Here is a 13,025-nt window from a genome sequence, read left to right on the forward strand (position 1 = left end):
CTCCGCGCATAATTGACGTTTACGTTAACGTCAATCACGGAGACTCACATGGAAATTGCAGGCAAGGTGTTCATCGTCACCGGTGCAGCGTCGGGGCTGGGCGAAGGCACGGCGCGGATGCTGGCGGCCAACGGCGCCAAGGTGGTGCTGGCCGACATGCAGGTGGAAAAGGGTGAAGCCGTCGCCAAGGACATGGACGGCGTTTTTGTCAAATGCGATGTCAGCAGCGAAGCCGACGGCCTGGCGGTGGTGCAGGCCGCCACCGCCTTGGGCAAGCTGATGGGTTTGGTCAACTGCGCAGGCATCGCCCCGGCTGAAAAAACCGTGGGCAAAAACGGCCCCCACGCATTGGCCACCTACACCAAGACCCTCATGGTCAACCTGGTGGGCACGTTCAACATGATCCGTCTGGCGGCTGACGCCATGTGCAAGAACGAGCCCGAAGCCACGGGCGAGCGTGGCGTGCTGATCTCCACGGCCAGTGTGGCCGCTTACGACGGGCAAATTGGGCAGGCGGCCTACGCTGCCTCCAAAGGCGGCGTGGTGGGCATGACCCTGCCCATTGCCCGTGACCTGGCCCGCAATGGCATCCGCAACATGACCATCGCCCCCGGCATCTTCGGCACCCCCATGCTGTTCGGCATGCCCCAGGAGGTGCAGGACGCGCTGGCCGCGGGAGTCCCATTCCCCAGTCGACTGGGCACGCCGCAGGACTACGCCAAGCTGGTCAAGCACATCATCGAAAACGACATGCTCAACGGAGAGGTGATCCGCCTCGATGGCGCCATTCGGCTGGCCCCCCGCTGAATGCCCACTGTGGCGTGGACGGCCACAAACCCACCGGCAAACGGTCCGTGACCACGGAAGAGTGAAAATTTCTTCATGAATTGCGTTCACAATGTCGGGGGTGTTTAATGCGTTGGGCACCGCAGAGTGCTACCCCCCGTCCCATGACCCCCAAAAAGCCTGCCGAAATCGCAAAGGAAGCGTTCAAGCTGTTGGCTGAGCGCAGGCTGTTGCCCACCCCGGACAACTATGAATCGGTGTACCTTGAAATCCAGGGCACACCGGGGACCCCGCATTTCCCTGAGGACGCCCTGCGCAAGGTGGTGCTGGCACTGCCGGCCCACGACACGACCTTGGCCAAGGCGGTGGCCTCTGTGGAAGACGCCATCTCCCAGCACAACTGGGCGGCCATGCGCAACAGCCTGCTGGACTACGTCACCAAGGTGGAGCACCTGGGGGCAGAGGTGGGCAATGGGGACAGCAAAGTCAGCATGGAGTTGCGAGAACAAATCGCGCGGCTGGTCGAGCACGTGAGTCCAGCCCTGGGCAGCGAGGACGAGCGCTTCAACGGCCAGATCAAAGACCTGTTGCAGGTGCTGCGCAATGCGTCGGCCGACACGGTCCAGGTCAAAACGGTGCTATCCAACTTCAACCTGCGCGTGTCGTTTGTCGGCGAGGAGCAAGGCGCCGTCCGTTTGACCTTGCTGCACCTGCTCAACCTGGTGTTCGAGAACATTTCAGCCTTGGGCATCGAGGACCGCTGGCTGGTGGGTCAGGTGGACGCGCTGATGGAGGCCACGCGCCCTCCGCTCAACCTCAAGCGGCTGGACGACGTCAAACGCAAGCTGCAGGACGTGATCGTCAAGCAGACCGAAGCCAAACAACGGTCGCTGGAGGCACAAGCCCAGATCAAGATGATGCTGGCGACGTTCATTGAGCGTCTGTCCCAGATGACCGACACCACGGGCCAGTTCCGCAACGAAGTCGATCACTTTGCGAAGGTCATTGAAAAGGCCGAAGCCTTTGAGGAAATTGGTCCTGCGCTTCAGTCGGTGCTGAGCGCCACCCGCAGCATGGAAGAAAGCGCCCGTCAGGTGGGGGACGAACTCAAGTCCATCCGTGACCGTGCCATGCGGGCCGAGGAAGAAATCATCAAGCTCCAGTCCGAACTGGACAAAGCCAGTGTGCAGGCCCGCCTGGACCCGCTGACCGGCGCCCTGAACCGCCGTGGGCTGGACGAAGCCTTTGCCCGCGAGGTGCTGGGGGCCCGCAAACGGGGCTCAAACCTGTGTCTGGCCATGCTGGACATCGACAACTTCAAGCAGCTCAACGACCAGTTGGGGCACGAGTCGGGGGACGCGGCGCTGTCCCACCTGGTGTCGGTGGCACGTGCCAGCATCCGCCCCCAAGACACCTTGGCCCGCTATGGTGGCGAAGAGTTCATCGTGCTGCTGCCCGACACCGTCCTCCAGCACGGGGTGGAAACCGTCCAGCGCTTGCAGCGGGAGCTGACCAAACACCTGTTCCTGCAAAACAACCAGCATGTGCTGATCACCTTCAGTGCAGGTGTGGCGCAACTGGGCGCGGAAGAATCGGCCGAAGATGCCATCAAACGGGCCGACCACGCCATGTACCTGGCCAAGCGGGCGGGCAAGAACCGGGTGTTTGCGGCGGGCTGATACAGTCCCCGCATCGCAGCCGCGCCGCCTGGCGGCAAGCACCTGAATCGCCTCAGGTCGGACCAGTGCCCGGGCTGCCTCGCCCCAACTCCCCGCCATGAGCATCCCCCAATCCTTCCTGCAGGACCTGCTGGCCCGCACCGACGTGGTGGAGGTCGTGGGTCGCTACGTGCAGCTCAAGAAGGGCGGGGCCAACTACATGGGGCTGTGCCCGTTCCACGGGGAAAAGTCGCCCTCCTTCAGCGTCAGCCCGGCCAAGCAGTTCTACCACTGCTTCGGGTGCGGGGCCAACGGCAACGCCATTTCCTTCCTGATGGAACACGCGGGCATGGGCTTTGTCGAGGCGGTGAAGGAACTGGCCCAGCAGTGTGGCCTGCAAGTGCCCGACGACGACGTGGCCCCGCAGGACCGTGAGCAACAACGGCTGGCCCGCGAACGCCAGACCAGCCTGACCGACCTGCTGGCGCTGGCGGCCAAGGCCTATCAGCGCCAGCTCAAGGTGTCGCCCCGTGCCGTGGCCTACCTGAAAGGACGGGGCCTGTCCGGCGAGGTGGCCAAACAGTTCGGCCTGGGTTATGCCCCCGAAGGCTGGCGCGCCCTGGCCAGCCTGCTGCCCGACTACAGCGACGACCGGCTGGTGGAATCGGGCCTGGTCATTGCCAAGGACGAGGCCGACGGTGCCGCCGCCACGCACGCAGCGGGCGACAACGACCGTGGACAACGCCGGTACGACCGTTTCCGCGACCGCATCATGTTCCCCATCCGCAACGTCAAGGGCGAGACCATCGGCTTTGGCGGGCGTGTGCTGGACAAAGGGGAACCCAAATACCTCAACAGCCCTGAAACCCCCGTGTTCAGCAAAGGACACGAGCTGTATGGTCTGTTCGAGGCGCGCACCCCCATCCGCACCCAGGGTTATGCCTTGGTGACCGAGGGCTACATGGATGTGGTGGCCCTGGCGCAGCATGGCTTTGGCAACGCCGTGGCCACGCTGGGCACCGCCTGCACCGCCGACCATGTGCACAAGCTGTTCCGGTTCACGGAGTCGGTGGTGTTCAGTTTTGATGGCGATGCCGCCGGGCGTCGGGCCGCCGTGAAGGCCATGGTGGCCGCCCTGCCCCATGCGCAGGACACACGCAGCATCCGCTTCCTGTTCCTGCCCACCGAGCACGACCCGGACAGCTACATCCGCGACCTGGGCGCCGACGCCTTTGCCCAGCGCGTACGCGAAGCCATGCCCCTGAGCCAGTTTCTGCTGCAAACCGCGGCCGACGGCCTGGACTTGGCCGCCCCGGAGGGACGCGCCCATTTCGCCAGCAACGCCCGCCCGCTGTGGCAGGCCCTGCCCGACGGGGCCTTGAGGCGCCAGTTGCTGTCGGAACTGGCCCAGCGCATCCAGCTGACCCCCACCGACCTGATGGACCTTTGGCAGGGCGCACCGCAGCGCACCCCGCCCGAAGAGTTCCAAAAACATAGCAACAGGCCCAATCAGGAAAAGCGCGAGGGTCGTTTTTTCAACAAAGGACAAGAGGGTTCCGGGTTTCGCCGCCGCAAAGCGTTCGGCACCGATGGCGAGCGCCCGCCATGGCGCCCCCCCGTCATCCGCCCGGCCATGGCCGCACGCGCGGAACTGGTGGCACGCATCCTGCTGTCTCACCCCGATGCCTGGAGCCAACTCACCGCAGAAGACCACGAGTTGCTGGCCGAGCTGGACTCCCCCGTGGGTGCCTTGCTGGGCTGGCTAGAGTGCCAGTGGAACGAACACGGCACCGTGCCCTGGGCGGTGCAACAGCAGGCGCTGGCCAGCCAACCGTTCGCCGCGCTGGCCAACACCCTGATGGACCAGGCCCTGGCCTTGCACCGCGAGGACAACACCGAGGCCACCGGCGATGCCCTGCGCGAGCTGCGCGACGTGCTCACGCGCATGCAGGTGGATCGCCTCAGCGCCCTGGAAAACCAGGCGGTGACCGAAGCGGCCCACAACCCCGAAGCCCTGAAGCAGCTGCGCCTGTGGCAGGAACGGCGCAAGACCCTGCTGCAAGCCCTGCAAGCCAAGCCGCCCACCTGAGCCCTTGGCACCGAGCGGTGCCATACCGCTTATAATTTCCGGTTGATTTCGCAGGCGCGACAGCAGCACCTCCGGCCCGGCCCACTTCCGCAATGGATTTCTGGACCCTGTTCCACGGCCAATTTCCGCAAGGACTGCACCCCAAATGTTCGCCCCACAGCCTGCGAGGCGACCTGCTGTCCGGTCTGGCAGGTCGCTTTTTGCATTTCCCAACGCGTTTGGTTGCAGGCATGTCACGGTGCCCTCGCAACAACGGGGCGTTGGGGTTGTGTTCGCGCCGGTGACGAATCAGACACACACCCAAGAGGTATTCATGACGGCCAAGAAGCCCAGCACCCCCGCAGCCGCGCCTGCCATCGTGGTCAAGAAATCGCTGAAGTCCAAACTTGCGGCAGCAGCCCCGGTGGTGGACGAGCCAACCCCCGTGGTCGCTGAACCCGCGCCAGTGGTCACCCCCGAAGTCAAGGCAGGCAAGGTGCGGCGTGTGGGCGCGGCCAAAGACGACGGTGCCGCCGCCAAACCGGCCCGCAAGGCCGTCGTGGTGGCCACCACCGACGTGGCGGCTGACGAAGCAACCCCCGCCGAGAAGAAAAAGGCCGGGCGTCCCGCCAAGGCGGCGACCAAACCTGCCGCAGGTGCCAAACGTGGCGCCAAGGCCAAGGCAAAAGGCAAGGATGAGGACCTGGACGACACCGACCTGTCCGACCTGGAAGAAGACCTCGAAGGTGAACCCGAAGTCGTTGAAGAAGTGGCCGCAGCCACCACCGAAAAGGTCAAGCCGCTGCGCATGAAGATCAGCAAGGCCAAGGAGCGCGCGCTGATGAAGGAATTCGGTCTGGACGAAACCGTCCTGTCCGAAGAAGAAGTGGCCCAGCGCCGCCAACGCCTCAAGACCCTGATCAAGCTGGGCAAGACGCGCGGCTACCTGACCCACAGTGAAATCAACGACCACCTGCCCGACAAGCTGATCGACGCCGAGACGCTGGAAGTGGTCATTGCCATGCTCAACGACATGGGCGTGGCCGTGTACGAGCAGACCCCGGACGCCGAGGCGCTGATCATCACCGACAGCGCCCCCACCGGCTCCAGCGAAGAAGAGGCCGAAGAAGCCGCCGAAGCCGCCCTGTCTACCGTGGACAGCGAATTCGGCCGCACCACCGACCCCGTGCGCATGTACATGCGCGAAATGGGCACCGTGGAGCTGCTGACCCGCGAAGGCGAAATCGAAATCGCCAAACGCATCGAAGGCGGCCTGAACGACATGATGGCGGCCATCTCCGAGTCGCCCGCCACCATCGCCAGCGTGCTGGCCATGTCTGAAGAGATTCGTGAAGGCAAGGTGGTCATCTCCACCGTGGTGGACGGCTTTGCCGACGCCAACGAAAACGACGACTACGTGGCCGAAGAAGACTTCGACGAATACGACGAAGCCGACGACGACGACGGCAAGGGCGGCTCCAAGGCCCTGACCAAGAAGCTGGAAGAACTCAAGCGCGAGGCCTTGTCGCGCTTCGACACCATCCGCACCCACCACGACAAGCTGCAAAAAATCTACGACAAGGACGGCTACGGCGGCCCAGCCTACCTCAAGGAGCAGCAGGCGCTGACCGCCATGCTGATGAGCATCCGCTTCACCGCCAAGACCATCGAGAAGCTGTGCGACCAGCTGCGCGGCCAGGTGGACGATGTGCGCAAAAAGGAACGTGAGCTGCGCCGCATCATCGTGGACAAGTGCGGCATGCCCCAGGACCGGTTCGTGGCCGACTTCCCGCCCAACCTCATCAACCTGAAGTGGGTGGAAACGCAAGCCGCGGCCGGCAAGCCCTGGAGCGCGGTCATGCAGCGCAACATCCCCCCCATCCAGGACCTGCAGCAAAAGCTGATCGACCTGCAAAAGCTGGTGGTGGTGCCGCTGGACCAGTTGAAGGACATCAACAAGCGCATGAACGAAGGCGAGCGCAACAGCCGCGATGCCAAGAAGGAAATGATCGAGGCCAACCTGCGCTTGGTCATCTCCATCGCCAAGAAGTACACCAACCGTGGCCTGCAGTTCCTGGACCTGATCCAGGAAGGCAACATCGGCCTGATGAAGGCGGTGGACAAATTCGAATACCGCCGGGGTTACAAGTTCTCGACCTACGCCACCTGGTGGATCCGCCAGGCCATCACCCGCAGCATTGCGGACCAGGCGCGCACCATCCGCATCCCGGTGCACATGATCGAGACCATCAACAAGATGAACCGCCTCTCGCGCCAGCACCTGCAAGAGCACGGCTACGAGCCCGACGCCTCTGTGCTGGCCGAGAAGATGGACATCCCCGAGGACAAGATCCGCAAGATCATGAAGATTGCGAAGGAGCCGATCTCGATGGAAACCCCCATCGGCGACGACGACGATTCGCACCTGGGCGACTTCATCGAAGACCAGGCCAACACCGCGCCCATCGAGGCGGCGATGCAGGCCGGTCTGCGCGAAGTGGTCAAGGAAATCCTGGACAGCCTCACCCCCCGCGAAGCCAAGGTGCTGCGCATGCGCTTCGGCATTGAAATGTCCACCGACCACACGCTGGAAGAGGTGGGCAAGCAGTTCGACGTGACGCGCGAACGCATCCGCCAGATCGAAAGCAAGGCGGTGCGCAAGCTCAAGCACCCCAGCCGCAGCGACAAGCTGCGCAGCTTCATCGACTCGCTGTGATGCATCCAACAAAAAGGGACCTTCGGGTCCCTTTTTTCATGACGAAATTACTGCCTAGCGCTTTTTCTGCTTGAACTGTCAGCTATCAAAATTCTCAGCATCCACTTCCTGGGTCTGCTGCGGGTTGTAGCGGGGGCCGCAAATCTGCTCCGGGTGAAACACCCGCTCCAGCCGGGCCATCAGGTCCGGACCGATGGGCACCTGGGTGGCCGCCAGGTTCTCTTGCAAATGCGCCAGATTGGTGGTGCCGGGAATGGCCACGGTGTGCGGGGCCTTGTGCAGCAACCACGCCAAAGCCAACTGCGCAGGCGTGCAACCGGCCTCGTCCACCAGCGGGGTGAAACGGTCCAACACCCGCAGGTTGGCCGCGTAGTTCAGCACGTCAAAACGGGGCATCTGGCGCCGCATGTCGGTCTGGTGAAGGCGGGAGGTGTCCAACAGCTTGGTGGTCAGGTAAGCCCGCCCCAAGGGGCTGAACGCCACCAAGGCCACCCCCAACTCACGGCAGGCCTCCAGCACCGCGATTTCCGGGTTGCGTGTCCACAGCGAATACTCGGACTGCACCGCGGCAATGGGGTGCACCGCATGCGCTTTGCGCAAGGTGGCCGCAGACACCTCGCTCAGACCCAACGCCCTCACCTTGCCAGCCTGAACCAGCTCGGCCATGGCCCCGACGCTGTCTTCAATGGGCACCTGCTTGTCCCAGCGGTGCAGGTAAAACAGGTCGATCACATCGGTCTGCAAGCGCTGCAGGCTGGCCTCACAACTGGCGCGGATGCTTTCCGGGCGTCCGTCGATGCGGCGCTCCAGACCGGAAGCCGGGTGGTTGATCCCACATTTGGTGGCCAGCACAAACTGTTGCCGCAACGGCCCCAACACCTCACCCAACAGGGTTTCGTTGGCACCGTTGCCGTACAGCGCCGCCGTGTCGAAGAAGTTGACCCCCCGTTCCAAAGCCTCGGTGAGGACCGCGCGCGCCTGATCGGGCGCACACGCCGGGCCGTAGCCGTGGCTGAGGCCCATGCAGCCCAAACCCAGGGGGCGAACCCGAAAAGGGCCAATGGTTCGGTCGGAAGAAATCGAAGTCATCTGAGGCACACACCGTGGAAAATGCACCACAATGTACCAAAGGCAAACCGGGGGTTCACGCTGACATCCATGCATTTTCAGCTACCAAAGTGGAAGCAACGTCTGTTTTCACTTATAGTCTCGGCTAAACTGCATGCACCCCCTCGACCGGGCTTGACCCGGATCAAGCCGATGCGGTTTTGACTCCCAGACAATGGCCCTTTGCGCCGCTGCCCCCGAGTCCCCGCCTGACGCTGCACGCACTGCCACAACACGCCAGATCCTCTGAGGAGAGACGCCTTCATGAGTCCCAAAACCAAGTCCGCGGTTTCCCAGTTGTTCGATTTGCTGGAGTCTCGCTACGCACTGCGGGTGCTCTGGGCACTGAAGGACGGACACCCACAAACCTTCCGCCTGCTGCAAGACAGCGTGGGCGGCGTGACCCCCAACACCCTCAACACCCGACTCAAGGAACTGCGCGCTGCAGGCCTGATCGACCATGGCGGCAACGGCTACAGCCTGACCAAGGTGGGGCTGGACCTGCTCAAGCGGCTCAACGACCTTCAGGCGTTTTCCAACAAGTGGGTGGCGGCACAGGCCAAAACTGGCGCAACCCCTCAGTGACCCGTTGGGCACGCAGGCCCTCTCCCCTGTGTTGTTTGTGCCGCCGTCAAGGCGGCTTTGTTTTTTCAGCCTTGCGTGAAATTTGTGCGGTTGATGGCCCTTGAAAAGCCGCAACGCCACCCCACATCACGGAAGTTTTGTTCACTGTCACTGCCTGATTCATGAACCACGCATCGGATTCCGCCTTCGCCGCCACGCAACCCACGGGCGAGCCACAAGCCCAAACCGCAGCCCCCATGTCCCCCGAAGAACAAGAGGCTGCTGCGGCTGCCAACGAGGCCGACGCCCTGCAAGCCTTCACCCAGGAGCTCGCCACCCTCAAGGCACAAAACGCCGACCTGGCCGACCAGTACCTGCGCGCCAAGGCCGAGGCCGAAAATGCCCGGCGCCGTGCCGACGATGAAATCGCCAAGGCCCGCAAGTTCGCGGTGGAGAGCTTCGCCGAAAGCCTGCTGCCCGTGACCGACAGCCTGGAAGCCGGCCTGGCCATCCAGGAGGCCACGGCCCAGCAGATCCGCGAAGGGGCCGAAGCCACGCTCAAACAGTTGCACAGTGCGCTGGCGCGCCACAAGGTGATGCCCATCGCCCCCGAGGCTGGCCAGAAGTTCGACCCGCACCAGCACCAGGCCATCAGCATGGTGCCCGCCGACCAGGAGCCCAACACCGTGGTGGCGGTGCTGCAAAAGGGCTACCAGATCGCCGAGCGGGTGCTGCGTCCGGCCCTGGTCACGGTGGCGGCCCCCAAATGATTGCAGGCCCCACGAAAAACCCCTCTTGAAATAGGGGCCAGGGGCCACACCTCAGACACATTCAAGCTTTTCACAGAATTCAGGAGTTCATCATGGGAAAAATCATCGGCATTGACCTGGGCACCACCAACAGCTGCGTGGCCATCATGGAGGGCAACACCACCCGCGTGATCGAAAACAGCGAAGGCGCCCGTACCACGCCGTCCATCATCGCGTACCAGGAAGACGGCGAAATTCTGGTGGGCGCGTCGGCCAAACGTCAGGCCGTGACCAACCCCCGCAACACGCTGTACGCGGTCAAGCGCCTGATCGGTCGCAAGTTCACCGAAAAAGAAGTGCAGAAGGACATCGACCTGATGCCCTACACCATCACCAAGGCCGACAACGGTGACGCCTGGGTGGAAGTGCGCGGCAACAAGATGGCCCCCCCGCAAATCAGCGCCGAAGTGCTGCGCAAGATGAAGAAAACCGCCGAGGACTACCTGGGCGAGGCCGTGACCGAGGCCGTCATCACCGTGCCCGCCTACTTCAACGACGCCCAGCGCCAAGCCACCAAGGACGCTGGCCGCATCGCTGGCCTGGAAGTCAAGCGCATCATCAACGAGCCCACCGCCGCGGCCCTGGCCTTTGGCCTGGACAAGAGCGAAAAGGGCGACCGCAAGATTGCGGTGTATGACCTGGGCGGTGGCACCTTCGACGTGTCCATCATCGAAATCGCCGACGTCGATGGCGAGAAACAATTTGAAGTGCTCTCCACCAACGGCGACACCTTCCTGGGTGGCGAAGACTTCGACCAACGCATCATCGACTTCATCATTTCCGAGTTCAAGCGTGAACAAGGTGTGGACCTGTCCAAGGACGTGCTGGCGCTGCAACGCCTGAAGGAAGCCGCCGAGAAGGCCAAGATCGAGCTGTCCAGCTCCGCCGCCACCGACATCAACCTGCCCTACATCACGGCAGACGCCACCGGCCCCAAGCACCTGAACATCAAGATGACGCGCGCCAAGCTGGAAAGCCTGGTGGACGAACTGATCGAACGCACCATCGCCCCCTGCCGCACCGCCATCAAGGATGCCGGCGTGAGCGTGTCTGACATCGACGACGTGATCCTGGTCGGCGGCATGACCCGCATGCCAAAGGTGCAGGAAAAGGTGAAGGAATTCTTCGGCAAGGACCCCCGCAAGGACGTCAACCCCGATGAAGCCGTGGCCGTGGGTGCCGCCATCCAGGGCCAGGTGCTGTCGGGTGACCGCAAGGACGTGCTGCTGCTGGACGTGACCCCGCTCTCCCTGGGCATCGAGACCATGGGCGGCGTCATGACCAAGATGATCGCCAAAAACACCACCATCCCCACCAAGTTTGCCCAGGTGTTCTCCACCGCCGACGACAACCAGCCGGCCGTGACCATCAAGGTGTTCCAGGGCGAGCGTGAAGTGGCCGTCGGCAACAAGTTGCTGGGCGAGTTCAACCTGGAAGGCATTCCGCCCGCACCGCGTGGCATCCCCCAGATTGAGGTGAGCTTCGACATCGACGCCAACGGCATCCTGCACGTGGGCGCCAAGGACAAGGGCACCGGCAAGGAAAACAAGATCACCATCAAGGCCAACTCCGGCCTGACCGAAGCTGAAATCCAGCAGATGGTGAAGGACGCTGAGTTGAACGCGGCCGAAGACAAGAAGAAGGTCGAGCTGGTGCAGGCCCGCAATCAGGCCGAAGCCATGGCCAACAGCGTCAAGAAGAGCCTGACCGAATACGGCGACAAGCTGGACGCAGGCGAAAAGGACGCCATCGAAGCCGCCATCAAGACCGTGGAAGAAGCCTGCAAGGGTGACGACAAGGCCGCCATCGACGAAGCCAACACCGCGCTGATGACCGCCAGCCAGAAGCTGGGCGAGAAGATGTACGCCGACCAGCAGGCTGCCCAGGCCGCTGCCGGTGACGCCGCCGGGGCCGCTGGTGCGGGCGCGTCCGCAAACGCTTCGTCCAAAGCCGACGACGACGTGGTGGATGCCGAGGTGAAAGAAGTCAAGAAGGGCTGATGCCCGCGGGTGGCCCTGGGGTGCCCTCCAGAGCCATCCTGCTGCCCAACCCTCCGCCGCGACCGGGACACCCCAAGTGCTCCGGCGCGGCGTTTGTGTTGACAACGGAACACGGTGAACACAGATGGCCAAACGAGATTTTTACGAAGTGCTGGGCGTTGCCAAAGGCGCCAGCGAAGACGAGATCAAAAAGGCGTATCGCAAACTGGCGATGAAGTACCACCCTGACCGCAATCAGGGGGACGCCGCCAAGGCCGCCGAAGAGAAGTTCAAAGAGGTCAAAGAGGCCTACGAAATGCTGTCCGACGCGCAAAAGCGGGCCGCTTACGACCAGTACGGCCATGCGGGCGTGGACCCCAACATGCGCGGTGGCCCCGGGGCCGAAGGCTTTGCCGGTTTTGGCGAGGCGTTTGGTGACATTTTTGGCGACATCTTTGGCCAGCGGGCCGGGGGTGGACGGGGTGGCCGTCAGGTCTACCGTGGCAACGACCTGTCGTACGCCATGGAAATCTCGCTGGAAGAAGCAGCCAACGGCAAGGAAGCGCAAATTCGCATCCCCTCCTGGGACGATTGCGAAACCTGCAAGGGCACCGGCGCCAAACCCGGCACATCCGTCAAGACCTGCCCCACCTGCCATGGCTCGGGTTCGGTGCAGATGCGCCAGGGCTTCTTCAGCGTGCAACAGACCTGCCCGCACTGCCATGGCACGGGCAAGATCATTCCCGAGCCCTGCACCAGCTGCAACGGCCAGGGCAAGATCAAGAAGCACAAGACGCTGGAAGTCAAAATCCCCGCGGGCATCGACGACGGCATGCGCATCCGCAGCGCCGGCAATGGCGAGCCCGGACACAACGGCGGCCCGTCGGGCGACCTGTTCATCGAAATCCGGCTGCGCAAGCACGACATCTTCGAGCGCGACGGCGACGACCTGCACTGCCAGGTGCCGATTTCCATCACCAAGGCGTCGCTGGGCGGTGAGATCGACGTGCCCACGCTGGGCGGCAAAGCCACCATCGACATCCCCGAGGGCACGCAGCACGGCAAGACCTTCCGCCTGCGCGGCAAGGGCATCAAGGGCGTGCGCAGCAGCTACCCTGGCGACCTGTACTGCCACATCGTGGTCGAGACGCCGGTGAAGCTGACCGAGCACCAGCGCAAGCTGCTCAAGGAGCTGGAAGAATCGTTCAAAAAAGGCGGTGGCAAACACAGCCCCAACGAAGAAAGCTGGTTCGACAAGGCCAAGTCCTTCTTCAGCTGACACCACCCCGATTCTTCGAAATCAATAGCAAAGGCCTCCCGCACAGAAAGCGCGGGAGG

9 protein-coding genes are annotated in these 13,025 nt (G+C 63.2%); 8 read left to right on the plus strand and 1 reads right to left on the minus strand.

What is annotated here, in order from left to right; genetic code table 11:
* The first annotated feature begins 48 nt into the window (after positions 1-48).
* The 4 genes from ACYVB7_RS11060 (at position 49) to rpoD (ending at position 7,228) form a co-directional block, all read left to right on the plus strand.
* Positions 49-807 carry a 3-hydroxyacyl-CoA dehydrogenase gene (locus ACYVB7_RS11060; RefSeq protein ID WP_460507420.1) on the plus strand — a complete coding sequence of 253 codons (759 nt, stop codon included), beginning with the start codon at positions 49-51 and terminating at the stop codon, positions 805-807.
* 143 nt (positions 808-950) lie between these two features.
* Entirely contained in the window at positions 951-2,465 is a 1,515-nt protein-coding gene (locus ACYVB7_RS11065; RefSeq protein ID WP_460507422.1) for a GGDEF domain-containing protein, read from the plus strand.
* Between the two features lie 97 nt (positions 2,466-2,562).
* Positions 2,563-4,533 carry a DNA primase gene (gene dnaG / locus ACYVB7_RS11070; RefSeq protein WP_460507424.1) on the plus strand — a complete coding sequence of 657 codons (1,971 nt, stop codon included), beginning with the start codon at positions 2,563-2,565 and terminating at the stop codon, positions 4,531-4,533.
* A 313-nt stretch (positions 4,534-4,846) separates the two neighbouring features.
* Positions 4,847-7,228 carry an RNA polymerase sigma factor RpoD gene (gene rpoD, locus ACYVB7_RS11075; protein ID WP_460507426.1) on the plus strand — a complete coding sequence of 794 codons (2,382 nt, stop codon included), beginning with the start codon at positions 4,847-4,849 and terminating at the stop codon, positions 7,226-7,228.
* A 78-nt stretch (positions 7,229-7,306) separates the two neighbouring features.
* On the opposite strand, the gene ACYVB7_RS11080 is transcribed toward rpoD, so the two are convergent.
* Positions 7,307-8,317 (minus strand): aldo/keto reductase, encoded by a 1,011-nt coding sequence (locus ACYVB7_RS11080; RefSeq protein ID WP_460507428.1) that lies wholly within the window; start codon positions 8,315-8,317, stop codon positions 7,307-7,309.
* Positions 8,318-8,599: 282 nt separating this feature from the next.
* Between ACYVB7_RS11080 and ACYVB7_RS11085 the strand changes: the two genes are divergently transcribed.
* From ACYVB7_RS11085 to dnaJ, 4 genes are all read left to right on the plus strand, one after another.
* Positions 8,600-8,920 (plus strand): winged helix-turn-helix transcriptional regulator, encoded by a 321-nt coding sequence (locus ACYVB7_RS11085; protein WP_460507430.1) that lies wholly within the window; start codon positions 8,600-8,602, stop codon positions 8,918-8,920.
* A gap of 161 nt (positions 8,921-9,081) precedes the next feature.
* A complete protein-coding gene (grpE, locus tag ACYVB7_RS11090) occupies positions 9,082-9,669 on the plus strand; it encodes a nucleotide exchange factor GrpE (protein WP_460507432.1) in 588 nt (195 codons plus the stop codon).
* A 92-nt stretch (positions 9,670-9,761) separates the two neighbouring features.
* Positions 9,762-11,708 (plus strand): Hsp70 family protein, encoded by a 1,947-nt coding sequence (gene dnaK / locus ACYVB7_RS11095; RefSeq protein WP_460507434.1) that lies wholly within the window; start codon positions 9,762-9,764, stop codon positions 11,706-11,708.
* A gap of 124 nt (positions 11,709-11,832) precedes the next feature.
* Positions 11,833-12,966: a molecular chaperone DnaJ gene (gene dnaJ, locus ACYVB7_RS11100; protein WP_460507436.1), complete on the plus strand. Its 1,134-nt coding sequence runs from the start codon at positions 11,833-11,835 to the stop codon at positions 12,964-12,966.
* The last annotated feature ends 59 nt before the right edge of the window (positions 12,967-13,025 follow it).

The organism is Hydrogenophaga soli (genome assembly GCF_054777695.1).

Coding starts and splice junctions, on each gene's coding strand:
- ACYVB7_RS11060 (WP_460507420.1), top strand. CDS start 49: ATGGAAATTGCAGGCAAGGTGTTCATCGTCACCGGTGCAGCGTCGGGG.
- ACYVB7_RS11065 (WP_460507422.1), top strand. CDS start 951: ATGACCCCCAAAAAGCCTGCCGAAATCGCAAAGGAAGCGTTCAAGCTG.
- dnaG (WP_460507424.1), top strand. CDS start 2,563: ATGAGCATCCCCCAATCCTTCCTGCAGGACCTGCTGGCCCGCACCGAC.
- rpoD (WP_460507426.1), top strand. CDS start 4,847: ATGACGGCCAAGAAGCCCAGCACCCCCGCAGCCGCGCCTGCCATCGTG.
- ACYVB7_RS11080 (WP_460507428.1), bottom strand. CDS start 8,317: ATGACTTCGATTTCTTCCGACCGAACCATTGGCCCTTTTCGGGTTCGC.
- ACYVB7_RS11085 (WP_460507430.1), top strand. CDS start 8,600: ATGAGTCCCAAAACCAAGTCCGCGGTTTCCCAGTTGTTCGATTTGCTG.
- grpE (WP_460507432.1), top strand. CDS start 9,082: ATGAACCACGCATCGGATTCCGCCTTCGCCGCCACGCAACCCACGGGC.
- dnaK (WP_460507434.1), top strand. CDS start 9,762: ATGGGAAAAATCATCGGCATTGACCTGGGCACCACCAACAGCTGCGTG.
- dnaJ (WP_460507436.1), top strand. CDS start 11,833: ATGGCCAAACGAGATTTTTACGAAGTGCTGGGCGTTGCCAAAGGCGCC.